General features: G+C 58.7%; 19 protein-coding genes and 1 pseudogene. 1 reads left to right on the top strand and 19 read right to left on the bottom strand.

Annotation, left to right across the window (positions count from 1 at the left end):
* Positions 1-972: 972 nt before the first annotated feature.
* From G485_RS0108425 to G485_RS0108500, 16 genes are all read right to left on the bottom strand, one after another.
* A complete protein-coding gene (locus tag G485_RS0108425) occupies positions 973-2,160 on the bottom strand; it encodes an amidohydrolase family protein (RefSeq protein ID WP_027092200.1) in 1,188 nt (395 codons plus the stop codon).
* 186 nt (positions 2,161-2,346) lie between these two features.
* Positions 2,347-3,744 carry an allantoinase gene (locus tag G485_RS0108430; protein WP_027092201.1) on the bottom strand — a complete coding sequence of 466 codons (1,398 nt, stop codon included), beginning with the start codon at positions 3,742-3,744 and terminating at the stop codon, positions 2,347-2,349.
* 90 nt (positions 3,745-3,834) lie between these two features.
* Positions 3,835-4,974: an ABC transporter substrate-binding protein gene (locus G485_RS0108435; RefSeq protein WP_027092202.1), complete on the bottom strand. Its 1,140-nt coding sequence runs from the start codon at positions 4,972-4,974 to the stop codon at positions 3,835-3,837.
* Positions 4,975-4,999: 25 nt separating this feature from the next.
* A complete protein-coding gene (locus tag G485_RS0108440; RefSeq protein WP_027092203.1) occupies positions 5,000-5,890 on the bottom strand; it encodes an ABC transporter permease in 891 nt (296 codons plus the stop codon).
* Positions 5,887-6,630 carry an ABC transporter ATP-binding protein gene (locus G485_RS0108445; protein ID WP_027092204.1) on the bottom strand — a complete coding sequence of 248 codons (744 nt, stop codon included), beginning with the start codon at positions 6,628-6,630 and terminating at the stop codon, positions 5,887-5,889. Before G485_RS0108445 ends, G485_RS0108440 begins: the two co-directional genes overlap by 4 nt.
* 81 nt (positions 6,631-6,711) lie before the next feature.
* Complete coding sequence (locus G485_RS0108450; protein WP_027092205.1) at positions 6,712-7,401, bottom strand: GntR family transcriptional regulator; 690 nt, start codon at positions 7,399-7,401, stop codon at positions 6,712-6,714.
* Positions 7,402-7,680: 279 nt separating this feature from the next.
* On the bottom strand, positions 7,681-9,195 hold the full coding sequence (locus G485_RS28285; RefSeq protein WP_051318114.1) for a response regulator transcription factor: 1,515 nt from the start codon (positions 9,193-9,195) through the stop codon (positions 7,681-7,683).
* Complete coding sequence (locus G485_RS0108460; RefSeq protein WP_027092206.1) at positions 9,192-10,925, bottom strand: cache domain-containing sensor histidine kinase; 1,734 nt, start codon at positions 10,923-10,925, stop codon at positions 9,192-9,194. The genes G485_RS28285 and G485_RS0108460 overlap by 4 nt, the downstream gene beginning before the upstream one ends.
* A gap of 78 nt (positions 10,926-11,003) precedes the next feature.
* Positions 11,004-11,825: a carbohydrate ABC transporter permease gene (locus tag G485_RS0108465; RefSeq protein ID WP_035155330.1), complete on the bottom strand. Its 822-nt coding sequence runs from the start codon at positions 11,823-11,825 to the stop codon at positions 11,004-11,006.
* Entirely contained in the window at positions 11,822-12,763 is a 942-nt protein-coding gene (locus G485_RS0108470) for a carbohydrate ABC transporter permease (RefSeq protein WP_051318115.1), read from the bottom strand. The genes G485_RS0108465 and G485_RS0108470 overlap by 4 nt, the downstream gene beginning before the upstream one ends.
* Positions 12,764-12,828: 65 nt before the next feature.
* Positions 12,829-14,163 (bottom strand): ABC transporter substrate-binding protein, encoded by a 1,335-nt coding sequence (locus G485_RS0108475; protein ID WP_027092209.1) that lies wholly within the window; start codon positions 14,161-14,163, stop codon positions 12,829-12,831.
* Positions 14,164-14,566: 403 nt separating this feature from the next.
* Positions 14,567-15,766: an enolase C-terminal domain-like protein gene (locus G485_RS0108480; RefSeq protein WP_027092210.1), complete on the bottom strand. Its 1,200-nt coding sequence runs from the start codon at positions 15,764-15,766 to the stop codon at positions 14,567-14,569.
* Between the two features lie 40 nt (positions 15,767-15,806).
* Positions 15,807-16,571 (bottom strand): SDR family NAD(P)-dependent oxidoreductase, encoded by a 765-nt coding sequence (locus tag G485_RS0108485; RefSeq protein ID WP_240489100.1) that lies wholly within the window; start codon positions 16,569-16,571, stop codon positions 15,807-15,809.
* 58 nt (positions 16,572-16,629) lie between these two features.
* Positions 16,630-16,890 (bottom strand): hypothetical protein, encoded by a 261-nt coding sequence (locus G485_RS0108490; protein WP_027092212.1) that lies wholly within the window; start codon positions 16,888-16,890, stop codon positions 16,630-16,632.
* Positions 16,887-17,810, bottom strand: coding sequence for a sporulation protein YunB (yunB, locus tag G485_RS25665; RefSeq protein WP_051318116.1), 924 nt, complete (start codon positions 17,808-17,810; stop codon positions 16,887-16,889). Before yunB ends, G485_RS0108490 begins: the two co-directional genes overlap by 4 nt.
* Positions 17,811-17,930: 120 nt before the next feature.
* Entirely contained in the window at positions 17,931-18,947 is a 1,017-nt protein-coding gene (locus tag G485_RS0108500) for an HD-GYP domain-containing protein (protein WP_027092213.1), read from the bottom strand.
* Positions 18,948-19,328: 381 nt separating this feature from the next.
* On the opposite strand from G485_RS0108500, the gene G485_RS0108505 reads away from it, so the two are divergent.
* Positions 19,329-19,802 (top strand): C40 family peptidase, encoded by a 474-nt coding sequence (locus G485_RS0108505; RefSeq protein ID WP_027092214.1) that lies wholly within the window; start codon positions 19,329-19,331, stop codon positions 19,800-19,802.
* An 89-nt stretch (positions 19,803-19,891) separates the two neighbouring features.
* On the opposite strand, the gene G485_RS0108510 is transcribed toward G485_RS0108505, so the two are convergent.
* The 3 genes and pseudogenes from G485_RS0108510 to tnpA all read right to left on the bottom strand — a co-directional run.
* Entirely contained in the window at positions 19,892-20,422 is a 531-nt protein-coding gene (locus tag G485_RS0108510; protein WP_027092215.1) for a YceI family protein, read from the bottom strand.
* A 161-nt stretch (positions 20,423-20,583) separates the two neighbouring features.
* On the bottom strand, positions 20,584-20,862 hold the full coding sequence (locus tag G485_RS0108515) for a HesB/YadR/YfhF family protein (RefSeq protein WP_027092216.1): 279 nt from the start codon (positions 20,860-20,862) through the stop codon (positions 20,584-20,586).
* 591 nt (positions 20,863-21,453) lie between these two features.
* Positions 21,454-21,836 (bottom strand): annotated as a pseudogene (gene tnpA / locus G485_RS25670) (IS200/IS605 family transposase); the annotation flags it as partial.
* Between the last annotated feature and the right edge of the window lie 330 nt (positions 21,837-22,166).

Genomic DNA, 22,166 nt, shown 5'->3' on the forward strand with positions numbered 1-22,166 from the left:
TAAACGATTGGGGCTCCGTGTCTTTTCAGTTTGGCAAAAACCTGTCGCGCGGACGGTAGGCTGTACTCAATTTTGTGAACGGGGTGTGCTTTCCCCTTTGCAACCAACCGGCAATAGAATCGGAGGTTCTCCACATTCGAAGACAACGTTCGAAGGAGCGCCGGCCGGACTTGTCGTGGTGGAGCGCATCGCCGGCAGTGATGAGGTTGAGGATTCGATCGTGCAAGGGAATGTGTACAATGAATCGAAGGGGGGGCTTGATGTCGAGAGCACGACATCCGAATCTGCCGCTGAAGTTTGATTCGTCAGCAGGTATCCACGCCTGGAAGGTTCCTCCCAAACTCCCTATGGTCGCCTTGCTAACGAATCGTATGATTCTTATGATCGGATATTATTGTAATTTCTCCGGTCTAACGAACCCCAGAAGCGTTAATGAGGAATAATTTTGAGGAAATGCCGTCCTTTTTCCGTAATAGCGACGCTGGAGTTCGTTACCATTTCAAAACGAGTTATTTTGACCAAATAAGGTTCACTGGGTTCGTTAGCCGCAGATCCAATCACGCTGTTTGCCGCTCGCAACGGAAATAACTTAAAGTCGACTCACTTGCGACAGATTCGGCTCGTACGTTCATCTGCCATTCGCCCGCGCTGAGCGAGGGTTTCCTTGGGGATGATCTTAACGAGTGATCAGAGTTGCTTGAGGGAGATGGAAAATGTTGCAAACGTGCGATGGCCGGCACGGTTGCCCCTTCGGAGCGCAGCATCGGGACTCCCCGACAGCGGGGCGAACCGAAGGATTTGTTGTCCGGCTGCTGCCTGCCGCCGTAGCCGGACGTTCAGCCGCCTAACTGCCGGAGCCGGGCTCCTCCTAAGTCCGTCATTCAGCCGCCTAACTGCCGATACCGGGCGCCTCCTGAAGTCGGTCGTTTAGCCGCCTAACTGCCGGAGCCGTTGCCTCCTGGAGTCGGTCATTCAGCCGCCGACGCCCGGTTTCTCGCGCCCGGCCCATCGGCCGCCGACGAGCTGCCCCCGCGAGAACACCGCTTCTCGCGCGGGAACGGAAGCGACCGCGTGCATCGGATGTTGCGAGTCGACGAGCATGAAAGTGGCGGGCGCCCCTTCGACCGGCTCGAGCGGCCCGTCGGCGGGCAAGGCGAACGCCTTCAGCAGATCGTCGTCCGTCACCCATCCGAACCGCTCCGCGAGACGGGACGTACGGGCGAGCAAGTCGCCGTTGCCGAACGGGCTCCAGGCGTCGCGAACGTTATCCGTTCCAATCCCGACGTCCACCCCTTCGGCAAGCAGCTCACCGACCCGGGGCATCGGCCGGTCGATCGGGACGCTCGTCACAATGGCTACACCTTCATCCCCCAACCGGCGGGCGAGCTCCCGCGACTGTTCCGGGGGAATTTGCCCCAGACAGTAAGCGTGGCTCACCGAGGCGCGGCCGGCTTTGCCCGCTTCGGCCGTCAAATCGGCGAACCGTTCGATCGTGTACGCCCCGAGATGGCCGGGGTCGTGCAGGTGCAGATCGACGCCGGCGTCGAATTCGGCGCTCAGCTCGAACATCGCTTCCAGGCTTCGTTCCAGTTGCCGGTCCAGCCCCGCCGGATCGACGCCCCCGACCAGGTCGGCTCCCGCACGCAGCGCTCTTTTCATGATCGCAACCGACTCGGAGCGAAGCAGTCCTTGCTGGGGAAAAGCCACGATCTCGATCTCCATGCGCCCGCGGTATTGCTCCCGCACCGCGAGAACGTCTTCGAGATGGGACAGCCCGATCCGGGGATCGACGTCGACGTGGGTCCGAATCTTCGTCGTGCCTTGATCGAGCAGAACGTCCAGCAGTCGCCGCGCGCGCTCGGCGGCGGTCGTCGGGAGCGAAGCCAGCAGCGTTTGCTCGAAGGCAAGCTGTCCCGGAAGGGTGACAAAAGGCTGCAGCGGCTTCCAAGGCTCGCCCAGAAAATGCTTGTCGAGATGCGTATGCCGGTCCTTCAGCGTCGGCAAATACAGCAAGCCGCCCGCGTCCTTAATGCCGGCTTGCATGTTTTCCTTCGCGCCGCCCGCCGGAACGATCAGCGAGACGGTTCCGGCGTCCGGATCCAGGATCAGATCGAACAGGCGCTCCCCGACTCTCACCCGATTCAATCTTGAGATTCGCATCCCGTTCCCCTCCTTCCTTTTTTTAGCATATTGGAATTTTTATAACTATCGGGCCCGAAGGCGATCTTGACGCCATTGGAGCAACGGACCGCGAATCGTTATCGCTCGAATGCCGGGAACGAACGCTCTTAACCGTTCTTTCGGCCAAGCTTCTTCGTCGTCCAAAGACGCCAAAGGCGTTTTTGCTTATAAAGCGGTGTTTCCGGCCTTCGCTCCGCTCGGACTCGTCCCGATCCATTCGCCGGACGGAAGGGACCGGACGCCCGAGCCCCGCTCGTAAACGAGCCGCCCTCTGCTGTAAGTCGAGACGACTTGGCAGGAGAAGCTCCTCCCGACATAAGGGCTTATCTTGTGGCGGTACAAAAGCTGTTCGGCCTCCAATCGATACGGCGCATGAAGGCGGACGAGCACGAGATCCGCATCGGCTCCCGGCGCGATCTCGCCCTTGCGCGGGTGCAAGCCGAAGCGCCGGGCCGGCTCGTACGAGAGCAAACGGCTGAGCTGCGGCAGCGGCACTCCCCTCTTCGCGAAGCCTTCGTCGAGCATCAGCTCGAGCGAGCTTTGCGCGCCGGAGATGCCGCCCCACGCCTCGAACAGGTCGTCCGTCGCCTTCATGGACGCCGGACAGGGAGAATGGTCCGAGGCGATCATGTCGATGCGCCCCGCCTTTAGGCATGTCCACAGCTTCTCCATCTCGGCTCCGCTCCGCAAAGGAGGCGCGCATTTGGCGACGGGCCCTATCCGCTCCAGATCGTCTTCGGTCAGCGTCAAATAGTGCGGACACGTCTCCAAGGTCACGTCCAGGCCGTCCGCTTTGGCCGCCTCAATGGCCGCAACGGCCGCTTCGCTGCTGATGTGCACGAAGTGGAGCGAACAGCCCGTCTCGCGCGCGTAGCCCAGCGCCCGGCGCACCGCGTCGAGCTCGGCTTCGATCGGCCGCGACGCCGAATAGTCGGCGGCCTTCGTCGCCCCTTGCGTCCGCATGCTCGCGGCCAGCCGGGAGACGATCGGCTCGCTCTCCGCATGCAGCGCCAGCACCCTTCCCAGCTTGGCGATCCGCTTCATGCCTTCGAACAGCGTCGCGTCGTCGACGTTGCGGAACGCCTCTTCGCCGGGATCGCCCGGCGCGGACATGAACGCTTTGAAGCCGACGACGCCCGCCTCGCTCAGCGGCTCCAAATCGTCCAGATGGCCGGGCATCAGCCCGCCCCAGCAGCCGAAATCGACGAGCGACCGCCCCTTCGCCGCCTCCAGCTTCATTTGAAGCGCGCGAACCGTAACGGTCGGCGGAATTCCGTTCAGCGGCATATCGAGATACGTCGTGCATCCCCCGGCCGCGAGCGCGGCGGAGCCGCTCTCGAACCCTTCCCAATCTCCAAGACCCGGCTCGTTCAGATGGACGTGAACGTCGATCATGCCGGCCATGACGTGCAGCCCTTCCGCGTCGATCGCTTCCGCTGCTTCGATCTCCGCGATCGTGCCGAGCCGAACGATCCGGCCGTCCTTAATGCCGATATCCGTCCGGCGTACCTCGTCCGGCAGAACGACGCTTCCATTGCGTATGACAAGATCCATCAGGCTCATAACGCGGCTCCCCTTTCCCATTCGGAAGGTATGCGAAAGCCGGGTCCGAGGTATAGATCAGACCCGGCCTTCCTTGCTTCGATCTTCGTCTTATTTGATTTCCGCCTTGATGAGCGAGGCGTCGACCGCCTTCAGCAAGCTAAGGTCGTGATAGGAGGCGGGATCCGGAATCGTCTTGATGTTGCCAACCGACTTCAGGTACTCCCCGACCGCCGGACCGTTGCTGCCGTTCACGTACGTGTCGTCCACGTCCATGGAGTAGACGTTACGGTTCATGATCTCCTTCAGCTCCGCTTCGCTCAGATGCAGCTCCGGCGCCAAAATTTTGATCGCCTCGTCGCGATTCGTATTGATGTAGTCCGTCGCTTTCCTCAGCGCGGCGAGAACGGCCTTGACCGTGTTCGGGTTTTTCTCGAGATACGAATCCGTCACCTGCATCGTCGTATGGACGCTCATCCAGTTGACCGGCCCCTGCTTATCCGGCAGCTCGCTCTTCGTTCCGCTGAACAGGAACTTGCCTCCGGCCTGGATCGCCTTCGTAACGAACGGCTCCCAGCACGCCATGGCGTCGATGTCGCCTTTCTGCAGCGCGACGACCGCGTCGCTCGGCGCCAGGTTGACGAATTTGATTTTGCCGATGTCGACGCCCAGTTCCTTGCCCATATTGTCGATGGCGATTTTGACGTCGGCGCCGTTCGGGATGCCGATCGTTTTGCCTTCGAGGTCCTTGGCGCTCGTCAGCTTCAAATCTTTCGCGCCTACGACCGCCTGCGTTCCCGCGATTTGCGCCAGCGGAGCGACGATTTTCACCCCGATGCCGTTCGATTTGAGGATGATGTCCATGAAGTTCGTCTGAATGCTGACGGGCGCGCTGCCGCCGGAAACCATCGGTCCGATGTCCGGGCCGCTCTCGATCAGCTTGCTCGTGACGTTGAGGCCTTCTTCCTTGAAATAGCCCAGCTTGTCGGCGATAATCTGCTGCGACGAGATTTGCGCGTCCCGTACGCCGATCAAGGTCACTTCCGTCGTCTCCGGCTTGGCGTCCGCGGCGAACGGCGAAGCGGATTCGGAAGCGGACGCCGAAGGCGAAGCCGGCGCGGCCTGGGATTCGGACGATGACGCCGACGGCGAGCTTCCGGCATTCGAATGGTTGTTGCTGCCGCATGCCGGCAATATCATCAACAGGATAGCGACGATAAACAGCGTTTGAACCCGACTTTTCCTTTTCATTCGTTTCCCTCCACATGGTTTCTGTTTATCTGGTCTTGCCTTTCTCGACGGCAGCTCCCATGCCGCCCTTGCGCCAAGCGAGCACCCTCCTCTCCAGCAGCTTCAGCAGGAAGGAGAACAAGCTGTATTCCATGCCAATCAGAATGATGGCAACGAACATATTGGTAATCTTGAAGTAGTTCCGGGCGTCCACAATAATGTAGCCGAGGCCGGAGTCTGCCCCCATCATCTCCGCGACGATCAAGGCGGAGAACGACAGCCCCAGGCTGATGTGCGCGCCGATGAGCAGGTTGGGAACCGCGGACGGGATCAGCACCCGGGCGAAAATCTGCCGTTCCGAAGCGCCCAGGCTGAGCGCCGAGCGGATAAGCGTCGACGGGACGGACTTGAAGCCTTCGAGCGTGTTGACGAGCACCGGAACGAAGGTCGTCCAGGCGATGAGCAGCACCTTCGGAAATTCGCCGATGCCGAACCAGATGATGAACAGCGGCAGCAGCGCGAGCGCCGGAATCGGGCTGACCAACGTAAGAACGGGGGCGAACCATTGCTCCAGCCGCCGGAATTTGCTCATGAGCACCGCCAGCAGGACGGCCGCGCACGAGCCGATCAGGAAGCCCAGCACGATGCGGATCGAGCTTGCGATCAGACTGTCCGCGATGATGCCGGTCTTCGCCAGATCCCATCCGTCGCTCACAAGCGTCGACGGCGCCGGAAGGAACAGCGGATTGAACAACGCCGCTTGTTCGTTCAGCCGGGAGAACATTTCCCACACCGCGAAAAACAGCACGTAAGGAATCCAGTTCCATTGCCTCCGGGCGCCGGCTTTGACGGGCTTGCGCTTCGCAGCGGGAGCGGCCAGCTTGAGCGGGGCGGGCGATTCGGCTTCTTCGGCGACGGTTGCGGGAAGCTCGCTCATGCCGGCACCTCCCCCGCGCCGTCCATCAGCAGCCGTTCGATGCGGGCCATCGCTTCCCCGAAGCCGGGCGACTCGTACGACCGCGGATGGGCGATGCCGATCTCGAACACCTCGGCGACGGCGCCATGCTTCATGACGACGACCCGGTCCGCCAAATAGACCGCTTCGCTGATGCTGTGGGTGACGAATAGAATCGTCGGCCGCAGCTTTTCATAGATTCGACGAAGCTCTCTCTGCATCATGTCCCTCGTCAAAATGTCCAGCGCGCCGAAAGGCTCATCCATGAGCAAAATGTCGGGACTGCTCGCGAGCGCCCGGGCGATGCCGACCCGCTGCTTCATGCCGCCGGACAGCTCGGCCGGGTAATGGGACGCGTACGCCTCCAGCCCGACCAGACGGAGGAAGCGCTCCGCCGTCTCCCGCGCTTTGCGCTTGGGCACGCCCTGCACCTCCGGTCCGAAGGCGACGTTCTGCAGAACGGTGTACCACGGGAAAAGCGCGTGATCCTGGAACACCATTCCCCTCGCCTTGGACGGTCCGCGCACCGGCTGGCCGTCCACCCGGATCTCCCCCTCGTCGGGGAGCAGATAGCCGGCCACCATGTTCAGCAGCGTCGATTTGCCGCAGCCGCTGTGGCCCAGAATGCAGATGAATTCGTGCTCGTTCACGGTCAAATTCACGTCTTTGAGAACGATTCGGTCTCCGTAGCTTTTTCCGACCCGATCCACGGTCAGCTTCATAGTCTCGCCTCGCTTTTTCGTAAAGTTCACAACCGAATGGGATACAAAATTGTATACAATCGCCGGCACAAAAACGGATGCCTACTCCCGGGATCCGATCAGCCTCTCCGGCCGGAAAATGTCGGCGAGCGACTTCGGGCTGTCCTGCGCCCTCCCGAAATCCAGCGTCTCCTCCAGCTCCCGCAAATGCTCCAGCGTCAAGCGCTCGGCCGCACCTAAGTCCCGCTCCCGAATCGCGGCGAGAATCCGCTCGTGGTCCTGGCAGCACTTCACCTTCTGTTCCCCGTACAACGCCATAATGACGTAGGTCAAAGACAGCAGCTCTTCCAGGCAGCGATAGAAGTACGAATTGCCCGAGAATTCGGCGATCCGCAGATGGAAGTCGCCCGTCACCTGAATCGCGCCGAACAAGTCGCCCCGCTTCTGGGATTCCTCCTCCTCCGCCAGCAGCTTCTTCAGCACATCGTACTGCGGATCGGTCAGCGTCCGGCAAACGTTGCGGACGGCCGCCGCCTCGATCACCCTTCGCATCTCGAACACTTCCATCGCCTCGAGCACCGTCGGACAAGCGACGAACGCGCCCTTGTAGGGGATGATCGAGACGAGCTTCTCGCTCGCCAACCGGCGAAAGACGCCGCGAACCGGGGTCCGGCTGACGCCGAACGACTCGGCGATCACTTCCTCCACGAGCTGCATGCCGGGCCGCAGCTTCTGCTCGATAATCGCTTGCTTGATCGCCTTGTAAATCTCCGTTTCGACTTCTTGGGCCATCGGCTCGGTTCTCCTAAAGTTTTATGGAAGCGACGCATCAAACTCACCCCGATCGTAAAACGCCCCATCCAGATGTGTCAATGTAGTTGACGCGTTTGCGGTTGATCCTTGTGATAGGGCACAAAAATAAGCGATTTCAGTTGGGTTCGGAACAATTTTCAGCAAAGATACGTCTTGATTGAGTTAGGTTTTATCACACGAATACAGGCGTTTTCTCCGAACAAAACAAATAAGCTTCAAGCCGATTGGCTGAAGCTTCCTCCGAATTTGAACCGGGCGTCACGCGTTCCGTTGAGGGGAGCCCTGCTGCCCGATTTTGCGGATTTCCGAGGGATACTTCCCGAACATCTCCGTAAACAGTTTCGTGAAATGGCGCGTGCTGTAATAACCGACTCGCTCCGCGACCTGCTTGATTTGCAGGTTGGTGTACAGCAGCAGCTCCTTCGCTTTGTGCATGCGGATGCGCGTCAAATATTTCACGAACGTGATGCCCGTTTTCTTGTGGAACAACGTGCTTAAGTAAGCGACCGACACATTCAGCTCGCTCGCCATTTGTCCGATGCCGATGTCGTCCATGTAATGCTGCTCGACATATTGAATAACCTGGTCCGCAAGATTGGCCGGCACCGGCTCTCTCGCCTCCCGCAGCGCGCGTTCCCTGAACGTGCGAAGTTCTCTTGCGGTTTGCGAGGCCGGGGCTTCCCCCGGCAGATCGAGCCCGATCGCATAGCGCAAAAACAGGCGGGCGGCTTGCCGCATGCACGGTTTGTCGGCAAGGCCGGATTTCGCCGCCAGCGTCTCCAGACTGCCGATCGCCTGCTCCGCCTGCAAATACATGCGGTTCTGAAAGCATGCCGCAATGGAGGAGAGCAGCCGGCTCGCCTCCAGCTTATCCGGATCGCGTGCGCCTTGCGCCACTTCCGAATAGGACAGAATCCGGCCGATGCCGCACAGCGCCCGAGCTTCCGTCCATTGCATCAACTGCTGCAGTTGTTCGTTCATCGCTTCAAAACCCGCGCACTCTTCCGTCTTCAGCACAGTCATCATCGTTTCTTCGCCGCACCGTTTATCCGCCGCTTCCTTCACCTTGCCGAAGAAACGGCTAACGTGATCCTCGCCCGCTCGCCCCGTCTCCGGATCCCATGCCGCCACGGCGGCGAGCGCTCCGGATGGCAGAGAGAGCAGCGCAGCATTCATCCCGTATACGATGTGTCCGTCGGCAAGCCGGCGCAGCTCGTCGTAAAATTCGCGTTCCAGCGCGGTTACGCGGCCGGGAAGCTGCGGAGCGTCCATGACGAATATCCAGCCCGTGAACCGGCCGCGGAAAAACACGCCGCTCCGTTCCTCGTTCTTGAGCGAGGTAAGGCCGTTGCACAGCGCAAATACGTTGTTCTCGAACTGTTGGTTAAGCAAGCCGATATATTCTTTATTGTCCCTGTAAATGTGCAGCAGCGTCTTCTCCAATTCCGCCGGAGCGACCGGCTTCAGCAAATATTCCGAAACGCCCAGCTTTAACGCCTGATGCGCATACTCGAAATCGGAGAAACCGCTCAATAGAATCCATCGGGTCAAGGGGGATAACGCTCTGCCTTGACGGATCGCTTCCAGTCCGTCCATCTTCGGCATGCGGATGTCCACGATGGCGATGTCCGGCTTATGCTCGGCTACCCGTTCAAGCAGTTCCTCGCCGTTCGTCGCTTCGCCGACGATTTGCCACGCCGCCTCCATCTCCTTGATCATCATGGTCAAGCTGACTCTGACGAGGCTTTCGTCATCGGCGATAACCAGTTTCACTTCCCGCTCACATCCTTCACCGGAATTTGAATGCGGACGAGCGTTCCGCCGCCTGCAGCCGAATGGACGTGCAATTGCGCCCTCTTGTAAGCGAATTTCAGCCGTTCCCGAACGTTGGTCATCCCGATGCCGCTTCGCGCGCGACCCGGATCGAACCCGGCTCCGTTGTCGGAAATGCGGATCTCGATGCAGGAATCGTCTTCGCCCATCGGCTCGAACGACGCCGCCACGGCGAGCGTGCAGGGCGTGCCGCTCGGTTCGACGCCGTGGATGACCGCATTCTCGACGAGCGGCTGAAGCAGCAGCTTCGGGATCGGCGTTTTGGCCGTGCCCGGATCGCAATCGATTCGGAACTCGAGCTTATCCGCGAATCGAATCTGCTGCAGCTCGCAATAGTTGGCGATAAAATCGAGTTCTTCCTTAAGCGTCACCGTATCGTTGCGCCCGAGCGAGTACCGCAGCATGCCGCCGAGCGACAAAATGGCCCTCTCGAGCAAGACGGTTTGACCCGTCCGGTTCAACCCGATAAAGCAGTTTAACGTGTTGTACAGAAAGTGCGGCTGAATTTGCGCCTGCAGCGCCCGGAATTCGGCGTTCCGCCTGCTCAGCTCCGCGCGAAATTCACGGTCGATCAGCTCTCCGAGCCGGGAAATCATCGTATTCAGGTGGCTGCCGAGCTGGGCGACCTCGTCTTTGCCCCGTACCGGATAGAACGTCTTCAGATCGCCGCGCTGCACTCTTTTCATGACGCGCACCATGTTCTTGAACGGATTCGTCAGCCAGCGCGATACGGTGAAATAGAGCAGAAACACAATCACGAGGCCGGATACGAGAAAATAAAAACCGACCCAATAAATTCGCCTGAGCTGGCTGTTGATGACCGATTCGGGGAAAAGCACGACGATCTCCCAGTTGGACCGGCTGACCGCCTTGCTTACGACCGAATAACGGTCGTTCGAATCGCGGACCGTCGTCTGCCCCGCCGCCAATTGGCGCAGCATGCCGTCAGACAGCGGGCTGCTGGCGTAAATCAACTTTTTCTTGTCGTCCAGAATGGCCGCGATCGATCCGGATGTCGGCTTGATGCCGCTGATCATCCGTTCCAGAACAACCGTATCCGCATCGGCCATGATGACGCCGAGCGGCCGCTGCGAATCGGGATCCTTGATCAGCCGGGCCACGGAGAAAACCTCTTCTCCGCCGCTCACCAAGTAATTTTGCGCATGCGCGCTAATGAACGCGACCTTGCCGTCCGCCTTCAGCGCTTCGATATACCAATCCTGCTTATCGAACGGAAATCCTGCCACCGCCTGGTTCACGTAACCGTTCGGCGAGGTCACGTAGACAGTCCCGTCCATCGGCAGCAGGATCGTGCCCAGAATGTCCTGGCGCAAATTTTTCAAATATTTCGGCAGCGTCGCATAGAGCTGCTGATCCGCGTACCACTGCTCGTAAGGCGTAAGCAAATTCCATTGGTACGACGATTTTTCTTTAAGCGCCCTCATCACTTCATCGTTCAAATAAGGGGCGATCGTCATCCGGTCCAAATCGTCCATATACGTCTCGATTTCGAACGTCAGCGCGGTCAGCGTGCCCTCGGTAAGCGAGGACGCCTGCTTCGTGACCAGCTTCTGATAATAGGAAGGAAGCGTGACGACGAGCGCGGCGACGGGCAGGACTACCGTAGCGAGAAAGAGCATCGACAGCTTGAACCGGATTGATTGAAGCATGCGCCCTCCTTGTCATGAACGGACGTATCCCTTTTCCCCATCGTAACGGATGGGCGTTCTCCCGCAAAAGCTTCCAAACTATCCTTTTACGGCACCGGACGAAAGTCCCGTAATGAAGTAACGCTGCAGGAACAAGTAGACCGCAACCATCGGCAGCGCGCCGATCAGCGAACCTGCGGCTACCCAGCCGATCTCGTTCGTGTACGAGCCGAAGAAGCTGGACAACGCGACCGTAAAGGTGCGCAGCTCCTGTTTTTGGAGGAAAAAAACGGAGAACTGATAGTCGTTCCACACCGCTACCCCGGTCAAAATGACGACCGTCGCGGTAATCGGCTTCAGCAGCGGCAACAGAATCCGGTAAAACAAACCGAGCCGGTCGGCGCCGTCGATCATCGACGCTTCGTCCAAATCACGGGGAATCGTGCCGATAAATCCGGTATAGAGGAAAATCGTCATCGGCAGGTTGAACGTCACATGCAGCAGGACGATGCCCCAGTACGTATTCATGCCGCCGATATCGACCATGTATTTGTAGAGAGGCACCAAAATGGTAAGCGGCGGCACGATCAAGGCCGACACGAACAGCGCATACATGAACTTGTTCCAGCCCGTTTGGCGGCGGGCCAGCGGATAGGCGGCGACCGAACCGGTCAGAACGATCAGGAGGACGGACAGCGCCGTGACGATGATATTGTTCCGGAAGGCGACGGGCAGACGGGCTTCGCGCCAAGCGTTTACGAAGTTGTCCAGATAGAGGTAGCCCGGCATCACCCACTTCGAGCTCAAATCGCCGCTCGCTTTAAACGAGGTCGTGATCAAGATATAGAACGGCAAAAGATGAAGCAAACAAATGAGGGCGGCTGCGAGGGCAAGCCACAAGGTTTTGCTTCTGACCGTCATGACGTTACCTCCCGTCTCCTTAGCAAGATCAGAGCCGAAATGCTGACCACGGAGATAAGGACGAACATCAGCACGCCGATCGCAGCCGCGTACCCCGCGTCTTCACGGCCGAAGTAAAGCAGGTACATCATCGTGGAGAGCGATGCGGACGCATACCCCGGACCGCTGTTCGTCATCGCCGTTATGACGTCGAACAGCTTCAGGCCGCCGATCAGATTGAGCACCATGCTGACGGTAAAAGACGGTGCCAGCAAAGGCCATGTCACGCGGAAGAAGCGCGCGATCGGCCCCGCGCCGTCGATCGTCGCGGCTTCGTAATACTCTTTGGGAATCGACTGCAGGCCGGCGAGGAACAGCACCATTGCGATCCCCAAATATTGAAACGTGTTGACGAACGTAATGACCCATACGTTGGCTTTCGGGTCGCCGAGCAGATTCGAAGGCTGATCCCGGAACAGCAGCAAAATGTCGTTGATCGCCCCGCCGTCGTATTGGAAGAAGAAGTACCAAATATAGCCCATAATGAGCGCGCTGATAATGACGGGCAAATAGATCACCGTTCTGGCGACGCCGCGCAGACGGATGTTCGTATGGAGCAGGAGAGCGTAAAGCAGGCCGATTACGTTCTGCAGAATCGTACTGCCGATCCCGTAAACGAACGTGTTTTTGAACACCGTCGCCATGTCCGGATCGTCCAGCATGCGGGCATAGTTGCTGACGCCGATCCATTTGAAATCCTGATTGTAGCCGTCCCAGTTCGTAAACGATATTTGGACTCCTCTCAGGAACGGGTAAAAGATAAAGACGACAAACAGAACGAGAGCCGGCGCATACAGCAAGTTAAGCGGCGCGCCGCTGCGGGCGAGCCGTTTGAAATAGCTCCCTTGAGCCGGCAGCTGATAGGGGTCATGCAGCGGTCTCGTATTCGGCTCGGCCATAGTCGCAAACCTCCTCGGGCGTTTCCGGACCAAACGGGAGGGGGACGCCCTCCCGTTCGACCGGTTTATTGCTTGCGCAGACGCTCGTACTCCGATTTCATCTTCTTGGAGAACTCCTCCGGCTTTATGTTTCCTGCAATAAGCGCGGTACCCGTTTTGCACATCACATCCCACATGCCGTTCGGCAGGTAGACGCGATCGAAGTACGGGAAGACGCGCACATCGGCAAACTGCTCGTAATATGGCGAGAACTCATGGTTGGATTCGATATTTTTCAGACCGGCGGGCAGCTTGGTCGCATTTGCGATTTTCGACATATTTTCCGGCTTCGCGAAGAAAGCGATCAACTTCTTGGCTTCCGCCAAATGCTTGCCGTCCTTCCACGCTCCCATCGTGTACCGCTCGCCGCCGGAGAAGTTTTGGCCGTCTCCCGCAACCATCGGCGTGACCGGCATGTAGCCGATTTTCACGTTCGAGTTCACTTTGTACACATCGTCCGCGAATGCGGGACCACCTATGACGAACGCCACTTTGCCTTGCGCGAACCGCTGCGGCATATCGCTGTACTTGGCCGTCAGGACGTCTTTGTTGATATAGCCTTTGGTTTGCAGGTCCAGCAGGCTTTGCGCAAGCGGCGTCCATTTGTTCCAGTCGAAGGTGCCGTCGAGCAGGCTTTGGGCTTCGTTGTTAGCCGGGCTGATCAGCAGCGATGTCGCATACTGGTCGAGGAATTGGCCGATCATGCCGTTATCCACGCCGGACATGTAGAACGGGGAAACTTCCCCTTTGCTCTCGGTTTTCATTTTTTCGGCGGCCGCCATCAGCTCCTCGAACGTTTTCGGCGGTTCGATGCCGTATTTTTGCAGAATGTCGGCGTTGTACGTAATGCCGTCTTTCGCTTCGCTTAGGACGAGGACGTTCACTTTGCCGTCTTTGCCGGTTACGACAGGCTTGATGGTGTCGGTGAGCTGCGGGGCCCATGCTTCGTCTTTAAGATCCGCCAGATAGTTCCCGTAGCGGATCACCGCCCAGCCGTGGGTGTCGAATACGTCCGGCAAATCGTTCGCGGCCATTTTGACTTTCAAAATATTTTCGTACTCGGAGCCCGGGAACTGAAAGTCGACTTGAATGTCCGGGTTTTCCTGCATAAAGTCCGCAGCGATGCCTTTCATCATTTCCTGGTTTTTCGGTTCGTTCATCGTGCTGTAAACGGAGAGCCGGATTTTTTCGCCGCCTGAAGAGCCGCCGCTATTCGCGCTCGTATTCGCCGGCGTCTGACTGCCGTTTTGGACGTCGCTTCCGGCGTTCTTCTCCGTTCCGCCCGGTCTTTGCGAACAACCTGCAAGCGCGACCGAGGCCGTGATCAGGATGGCGGCGCCCGTTGTCATCCATCTTCTCATGCGGTTCATCAACCTCCCTTTTGTTTTGCGTATGCTGCGTTTGCATTTGCAACTCCATCGTAACACGATTGGTAGCGCTCTCAAGTCACCCGTTTTTTAGATGGAAGCGCTCTATTTTTAGAGGGGCAAATGGAAGAGGCGGAGGGGGCGGGAGCATTCCCGAATCGGGCGCTCGGCGAGCGGGACTTGTGGGCGGCGTTGCTCGATAGAATTGGTTTACGCGACTCGGGGATGGGGCTTTTACGCGGTAGACTCAAAACGTTAGCAGGGCCGATCCTCGGGATGAAAGCCCAAGGATCGGCCCTGCGTTTGTGGGATAAGGGGGCCGGCATTGCGCCCTGTTGGGGGATATCATCCCGGCTCTACCAAAGCGGGCCCTCCCGCGCGGACGCCTCCGCCTGGCTTACGGCCGTCCCGGCCCGCCGTCCGGCAAACGGGCGAGCGTCCATTCCGGCAGCTCGTTGCGGCACGGATATTTGGCGGCGAGCTTCTCGTCGATGTCGATGCCGAGCCCCGGCGCTTCGTTCACGTAGGCATAACCGTTGCGGACCGTCGGACAGCCGGGGAACACCTCGCGCAGCCGGTCGGTCAATTCGTACCACTCCTGGATGCCGAAGTTGACGGCGTTAAGGTCCAGATGCAGGTTCGCCGCGTGCCCGACCGGCGAGACGTCGCCCGGACCGTGCCAGGCGGTCCGCACGCCGAACGATTCGCTCAGCACGGCCAGCTTCCGGGCCGGCGTGATGCCCCCGATCGCGCTGACGTGCACGCGGATAAAGTCGATCAGGCCGCCGGAGATGAGCGGCACCCATTCGCGCGGATGGACGAACAGCTCGCCCATCGCGATCGGGGTTGCGCTCTGCGCGCGGATCATCCGGATAGCGTCGAGCTGCTCCGGCGGCAGCGGGTCTTCCAGGAAGAACAGCCGGTACGGTTCGAGCTGCTTGGCCAGCCGGACCGCTTCGATCGGCGCCAGCCGCTCGTGGACGTCGTGCAGCAGCTCGAGCTCGAAGCCGAACCGCTCTCTCATCCGGTCGAACAGCTTCGGCACGCTGCGCGCGTAAGCATCCGGATGGAAGTAGGCTCCCGGCAGGGCGCCTTCCGGCGTCACGCAGTCGTTCCGGCCGCCATATCCGCCCCACTGGCAGCGAATATACCGGATGCCCTGCTCCATGAACGCGGCGACGTTCTCCTCGATCTCCGCCAAGTCGCGGCCGTCCGCATGGCGGTAAATGGCGGCCGCCTCCCGGCACTTGCCGCCGAGCAGCTGGTAGACCGGCTGTCCGGCCAGCTTGCCCTTGATATCCCACAGCGCCATATCGACGCCGGAGAGCGCGTTGTTCAGCACGGGGCCGTTGCGCCAATAGGAGCTGACCATCGCCGTCTGCCAGATGTCTTCGATGCGCTGCGGGTCTTTGCCGATGAGGAACGGCTTCAAATAGTCCTCGATCGCCGTCGCCACAGCCAGATAACGTTGGGTAAACGTGGCGCAGCCGAGCCCGTACAGCCCGGGCTCGGACGTCTCCACTTTGACGACGACCAGGTTGATGCCCTCCGGTGCCGTCAGAATCGTTCTCACATCGCGAATCGTGATTGTGCTCATCGGTGGCTTCCTCTCCTTGTTCCTCTCCAATATCGCTTGCTTACCAGCGGTCGGAATTCTCCGGCATTCCCGGCAGAATGAGGCCGCCGTCCGCGCGCAGGTTGACGCCCGTCACGTAGGCGGCTTGCTCCGAAGCGAGCCAGACGGCAATGCGCCCCATGTCCTCCGGCGTGCCCATCCGGCCTAGCGGAATGCGGCGCCCCAGCCCTTCCGCCGGGTCGGCGCCTTCCCGGATCAGCGTGGCGCCGGGCGCAACGCAGTTGACGCGGATGCCGTGCGGCGCGAGATCCAATGCGGCGGATTCGGCGGCGCGCTTCAGTCCCGCCTTCAGCCCGCCGTACACCGCGTCGCCCGGATACGCCCGATCCGCCCGCGACGACGTAATGTTGAGCAAGCTGCCTCTTATTCCCGCCTCGATCATATGCCGCGATACTTCCTTCATGAGCAGCAGCGGCGCCCGGAAGTTAATGCGCATCAGCCGATCCAACGCGTCCAACGGCTGTTCGGCGATGCTGTGGAACAAGCAGATGCCCGCGTTGTTCACGAGAACATCGATGCGTCCCATCGCTTGCAGCGCTGCCGACGCCGTCGCTTCGGCGGCGCCGGCTTCCGCGAGGTCGGCTTCGACGACGTGGCATTCGCCTCCCCAACCGGAGCGGATGCGCTCCGCCGTCTCGGCCGCCCGATCGCCGTCCTGCCAATGCCCGATCGTCACGTCGTAGCCGGCCTTCGCGAATTCGATCGCGATGCCACGGCCGATGCCCCGGCTGCCGCCGGTTACAAGCGCCTTTTTGCGTTTTCCCATATCCCTTGCCTCCATTCCTGGCATCTGCCTGTTGTTCCTCGAACTCCGCGCCGCAGGATCAGGCGATGTTCATAAACAACCTGATCTTCTGCGTCTCCGTAAACCAGGCGCCGTACCGGTTGGGCAAATGGCCGCTAACAGCTTTGGCCGGGAACGAGCTCGGGCCGCAGGCGAAATCTTCGGATGGAATATCGACGTTCGGATGCAGGTCCTTGCCGGGGCTGAGATCGCTCCGGCAGCTTCTTCCGGCTCGCCGGCTCAGCCGCGGCCCGCCCGCCACTCGCGGCTCGCGCTCCGCGCTCCCGGCGAGCCCGCTCAATGCGACGCCGTCCCCGGAGCGGACGGCTGCGGGTCCGCGCCCGGCAGCGAGAGCGCCGGCGCTTGGGCGGCCCCGTTGCCGACCGGGTTGCCTTTGCCGTCGTAATAGTACGTGGGCACGTCGCCGACGACCATCATGTAGGAGAGCGGAATGTCCGTCTCGAGCGTGCTGGGCTCCTGATCGAACGGGATGACGACGGCGATCTGCGTCTTGATGTGGACGTACACCTCGACGAGCAGCATGTTGATGCCCGCGCTCGACTGGCGCGTCCGCACTTCCGCCTGCACGGCGCTGGCCGGATGGAAGCGCACCGACACGCTCGGCCCGATCGAGGAGATGAACGGACTGTTGAGCGCGTGGCCGAGCGGTATTTTCTCGTACAAGCCGGCCTGTTCCTGCAGCGTCCGCTCCACCACTTTGATCGTCTGCGCCGTAATGTTCATCTGCTCCTTGTAATCGATCAGAAACCCCGTAATTTTCCCCGCTTCGTTCGTTTTCCACTGAACCATCTTGCTGCTGTCCGCACCGCTCGCGATATTGTCCATCATCGCCTGATTGACCGCTTCGGTCGCAATCTGCGTGATGCGAACCTTGGCCAGGAACATAAGCGGATCCCGCAAATATTTGTCGAGAAAAAGCAGCGACTGGAAGGTCGCAAGCACGATTAGAAGCAGCATAAGCAGCCAGAAATGGCGGCGTTTCATCCGTTTGCGCGGGCGGGCCACCCAGCCCTGGGGTTGCGGGGCGTAAGCGGACTGCCGGCGCGGGAACCGCCGCTTGCGCGCGACGAACCCCGCGCTTCGCGGCGGCGGGGCCTGGATTCGCGGCGTCCATCTGCGGGCGGCGCGGAAGCCTCTGGTCTTGGCCGGAGGATTCCACTTCCAACGAAACGCGAGAGGCCTTCCCCATCTGCGGCGCATCTGTTCGTCCCCCCTATCGTCGTGGCTTCCGGAACGCTTGCCCGTAAGGCGGGCCTCTCCCAATTTATGCGAAGGGGGGACAAAAAAGAAGACGCCCCCATCGGGGCGCCTTCCGAACGTTCAACCGGTCGCGATCGCGCCGATTTCGGCTTCCCGCTCCCGGCTCAAATCGATAAAGCCGCCGCCGATGCGAATGAGCGGAAGCTCCGGCGCGTTCGGATTGACATAGACGACCTCTCCCGAACGGCCGTCGGTGAGCACGACTTGTTGGCCGACCAGACGGCGGAAGAGATTGTCGAGGAACAAAGTGACGATCTGCGGACTCAATCCGCCGAATTTCTCCTGGCGCATCTGGCGAAGGAGCTCGTTGAACGGATACGGGTCGCGGTAAGGCCGTTTGGAAGACATCGCGTGGAACACGTCCGCCACCGCCACGATGGAGCTGAGCGGATCGATCTTGTCCTTCCCGAGGCCGAACGGATACCCGCCGCCTCCTTCCCGTTCGTGATGCTGCAAGGCGACGAGAGCGACGCGGTGATTGACGCCCTTCGTCTCCCTCAGCATCTCGTACCCGTACACGGTGTGCTTGCGGACGATCTTCATCTCTTCTTCGGTCAGCTTCCCGGGCTTCATCAGCAGCTCGTCGGGAATTTTGATTTTGCCGATATCGTGGAGAAGGGCGGCGAGCGACAGCAGCGACAGCTCCGTCTCGCCCAGATTCATCCACCGGCCGATCAGGGAAGACAGCACCGCCACCCCGATATGATGCTCGTATGTATAATCGTCCTTGCCCTTCACCCGCTCCAGCAGCTGGAACACGTCGGGCGTGTCCGACGCCTCGATGACGAACGGCAAAATTTCGTTGCGGATTTCCCAGATGGGCACTTTACGCGACAGGCGAATGTTCTCGTACAGTTCCTTCAAATGCCGGACGCATTGCGCAATGCGGCGATCGTCGGCCGCTTGCGGCTCCGGCTTCTCCTCGTCCGTCTCCAGCACGATCGACTGCTCGTTGACGCGATGCTTGACGATGAGCTCCAACACTTCTCTATCGATGGTCGAATGAGCGGGAACGATCGTTACGCCGTACGCGTTCACGATATCCTCTTTCACTTTCCTGCCCAAATATTGCTCCATGCTCCGCCCTCCGTTTCGACTTGGCAAGACAAGTTTCTACATTCAATTTTACCAAGTTCTTCCGCAGAATGGACTAGGACTTAAGATTGCAAAATGGCAGCGGCGAAAATTAGGTTCGAAGGTCTAGTTCGGAACGGATTGAGACTGAAGAATCAAAAAGAGCCGCGGCGACTTCGGCTTTTCATCCGCCATCCTTCGGGCCGATATGAGATCGCCGATCTAGGATAATAGGCCCAACTTATCACTAATTACCCATTCTACTTAAAAAACGGTAATTTATTTACTTTTTGTACAACTTACCACTAACGTTTTTCTCGCCAAAATGATGTAAAGTTACCCATGGGCTCAGGTCCCAACTTTGGTCCAAGGATGTGTGATTGCATGAAAAAAATAATCTCAGCTTCGTCTATCGCCTTGTCGATTGTCTGCTCCGCTACGGTCATCGCAATGCCAGCACCCGCCTCCGCCCAGGAAATTTATGCGACCAACGGCCATCTGTTCGTGAACACGGCGAAATCCTACATAGGCAAAGTGACCTGCCAGTTCAGCGCAAGAAATCCGTCCGGGCTGATCTTCGATTGCTCTTCGTTCACGCAATTCGTCTTCGCCCAGCACGGCGTTAATATTCCTTGGGCCAGCGCGCAAACGCGGTTCGGCATCCCGGTTCCGAGCAAGTCCCGGCTCGCCATCGGCGACCGTGTCATGTTCAGCGTCAATACGCCGGGGCAGATCAATCACGTCGGCATCTACATCGGCAACGGCCAATTCATCAGCAACATACCGAAGAGGGGCGTCACCATCTCCAGCCTGAACACGGGTTATTGGAGCACCCGATACACGGCGAGACATTATTAAGCCCGTTCTTGAAAAAAAGAACCTCCGGCTGCGCGCACGACGCGGAGTCGGAGGTTCTTCGTTTCTACGGACGCTTAGGCTCTGGGCGATTAGGCTTTAGCCGCTTCGATCTCGAGCGATACTTTCACTTCGTCGCCGATCAGCACGCCGCCCGTCTCCAGCACGGCGTTGTAAGTCAGGCCGTAATCGCTGCGCTTCAGGCTGCCGGTGGCGCTAAAGCCGACCTTCTCGTTGCCCCAAGGATCCTTGCCGATGCCTTCGAAGCTGACATGGAACGTCTCGGAACGGGTAACGCCGTGCAGCGTAACGTCGCCGGTCACGTCATATTCGCCGTCGCCTTTGCTTACAATCTTGGTAGCGTTGAACAGCAGCTTCGGATGGTTCTCGACGTCGAAGAAGTCCGCCGACTTCAGGTGGTTGTCGCGATCCCCGTTGCGCGTGTCGACGCTGGACAGATCGATCTGGAACGCAATGTCGGCGGTCGTCAGATCTTCCGGATCGGCCGAGATTTGCGCCTCGAAGTTATGGAACGTGCCTTTGACTTTCGCGATCATGATGTGCTTGACGGAAAATTCGATTGCGCTGTGGGCGACGTCTACGACCCAATTGGATTTTGCCACGATAAGTTCCTCCTCTTCATTACTTACTAAATATAATTATCTAATGAAAATAAATTATCTTAATTCAAATATAGGCGAATACGTAAATATTGTCAACGAAAAAAAACTCGGAGAGCGCGCAGTTTTTTCCACGCAGTCTCCGAGCTTTGCAACGTTCAACGTTAAGCTTCGACGGTAAAAACGATATCGCCGTCCCTGCAATCGATCGTCAGCTTCTTCCGTTCCAGAAACCAGATATCCTTGCTCTCCATATAGAAGGTCAGCCGATCGTCCTCGACCCTGACGGCCGGGTCCATCGGGTCGTCCTTCATGATGCCGAATCCGTAAGGATCTTGCCCCCCGCTGACGTACCGGACGAAAATCCGCACGCAATCTCCGTCCGTGTAGCCCCATTCGCTCCTGAAGCAGGATCTGGCAGCCTCCGATACGACGAGTTCCATGTCGGCCCCTCCTTATCTCCCCGTAATGGCAACGATTGTCTCTTCATTATAGGGGGGAGCCGACCCATGCACAAGACGCGCGGCTTAGATGTAGCCTCCGTTGACCCGGATCGTCTGTTTGGACACCGGTTCCGGAAACGTTGAACGACAAGTGCGACGAGAACGCGGCTGGTATGCACGAAGGAACAAGGGTTTGGAGTTGGCGCCTTAACGGACAGGGAATCCGTTATTCTCTGGTAAACCAGGTTTAACCCCGTCTGAACGGACACACGTTCCGCTATGACCCCCGAAATGCTCCGACTTTTGAGTTTTCACGCCCTATAACGGACGCTCCGTCCGTTACAAACGAAAACGAGAGGAAAATCAGGAAATAACGGATCGTGTGTCCGTTGCAAGGGAAGAAGCAGCAAGACCGTGGGGAAGAGTGCGGATTGGCGAAGCCGGCCTTCGGAAGCGATAAAGTCATAACCACCGGCTTAGCCGGTGGCTTCCATAAGCCCTATAAGGGCATGGTGCAATCAAGCGCCTCTAAGGCGCACTGAAGATCTGCCAACCGCGTGTTGCCTCAGGCTGCCCCTGAAAAGGGGCTTTTTACTTGCCCTTTTTCACCGTCTCACCCGTAAACGGGTCGATTAGCTCCTTCATCGTAAGTTGTTCATAATTCTTGTCCTCCACCAGTTGGTTTCGGATATACTCCTCGATGACCTTCCTGTTTCTCCCCACGGTATCTACGTAATACCCTCTACACCAGAATTGGCGATTACCGTAACGATATTTCATATTTGCAAACTTATCGAAGATCATCAGCGAGCTTTTTCCCTTCAGATATCCCATAAACTCCGACACACTAAGCTTCGGAGGAATACTCACCAGCATGTGAATATGATCGGGCAAGCTTCTGCTTGAACGATTTCCACCCCTTTTCGCTCGCACAGTTCTCGAATGATCTTACCGATTTCTCTTTTTAATTTCCCAAGCTAATTGCGATGTCCGGGAAACCGGACGCGACAAAGGTTGAAAGATGAGCGAAAATAAATTTTACCCCAAAAACAAGCGGAAAAATGCGGGGCTATGGGCGTAAAAAGAGAGGCGGAGCGAAATTCCACCCCAGCCTCCCGATGTGGTAATAAATAGTAAACAGGCGAGTCCATCCATGGTAAAATTGTAATTGACGAGAAAACAATTTTCACTATGAGAGGGGTCGCCTGCTATGGCTATTATACCACAACTGAAACTGTTTGAGTGGAATGAAATTCAAACGCTTGGAGACTTGGATCGTCTGCGTCTGGTGCTGGACTACATGC

Origin of the sequence: Cohnella thermotolerans DSM 17683 (assembly GCF_000429825.1) — a bacterium.
GTDB lineage: Bacteria > Bacillota > Bacilli > Paenibacillales > Paenibacillaceae > Cohnella > Cohnella thermotolerans.

Excerpts from the sequence above, each read along its gene's own strand:
- G485_RS0108425 (WP_027092200.1), bottom strand. The coding sequence starts at position 2,160 with ATGCGAATCTCAAGATTGAATCGGGTGAGAGTCGGGGAGCGCCTGTTC.
- G485_RS0108430 (WP_027092201.1), bottom strand. The coding sequence starts at position 3,744 with ATGAGCCTGATGGATCTTGTCATACGCAATGGAAGCGTCGTTCTGCCG.
- G485_RS0108435 (WP_027092202.1), bottom strand. The coding sequence starts at position 4,974 with ATGAAAAGGAAAAGTCGGGTTCAAACGCTGTTTATCGTCGCTATCCTG.
- G485_RS0108440 (WP_027092203.1), bottom strand. The coding sequence starts at position 5,890 with ATGAGCGAGCTTCCCGCAACCGTCGCCGAAGAAGCCGAATCGCCCGCC.
- G485_RS0108445 (WP_027092204.1), bottom strand. The coding sequence starts at position 6,630 with ATGAAGCTGACCGTGGATCGGGTCGGAAAAAGCTACGGAGACCGAATC.
- G485_RS0108450 (WP_027092205.1), bottom strand. The coding sequence starts at position 7,401 with ATGGCCCAAGAAGTCGAAACGGAGATTTACAAGGCGATCAAGCAAGCG.
- G485_RS0108460 (WP_027092206.1), bottom strand. The coding sequence starts at position 10,925 with ATGCTTCAATCAATCCGGTTCAAGCTGTCGATGCTCTTTCTCGCTACG.
- G485_RS0108465 (WP_035155330.1), bottom strand. The coding sequence starts at position 11,825 with ATGACGGTCAGAAGCAAAACCTTGTGGCTTGCCCTCGCAGCCGCCCTC.
- G485_RS0108470 (WP_051318115.1), bottom strand. The coding sequence starts at position 12,763 with ATGGCCGAGCCGAATACGAGACCGCTGCATGACCCCTATCAGCTGCCG.
- G485_RS0108475 (WP_027092209.1), bottom strand. The coding sequence starts at position 14,163 with ATGAGAAGATGGATGACAACGGGCGCCGCCATCCTGATCACGGCCTCG.
- G485_RS0108480 (WP_027092210.1), bottom strand. The coding sequence starts at position 15,766 with ATGAGCACAATCACGATTCGCGATGTGAGAACGATTCTGACGGCACCG.
- G485_RS0108485 (WP_240489100.1), bottom strand. The coding sequence starts at position 16,571 with ATGGGAAAACGCAAAAAGGCGCTTGTAACCGGCGGCAGCCGGGGCATC.
- yunB (WP_051318116.1), bottom strand. The coding sequence starts at position 17,810 with ATGCGCCGCAGATGGGGAAGGCCTCTCGCGTTTCGTTGGAAGTGGAAT.
- G485_RS0108500 (WP_027092213.1), bottom strand. The coding sequence starts at position 18,947 with ATGGAGCAATATTTGGGCAGGAAAGTGAAAGAGGATATCGTGAACGCG.
- G485_RS0108505 (WP_027092214.1), top strand. The coding sequence starts at position 19,329 with ATGAAAAAAATAATCTCAGCTTCGTCTATCGCCTTGTCGATTGTCTGC.
- G485_RS0108515 (WP_027092216.1), bottom strand. The coding sequence starts at position 20,862 with ATGGAACTCGTCGTATCGGAGGCTGCCAGATCCTGCTTCAGGAGCGAA.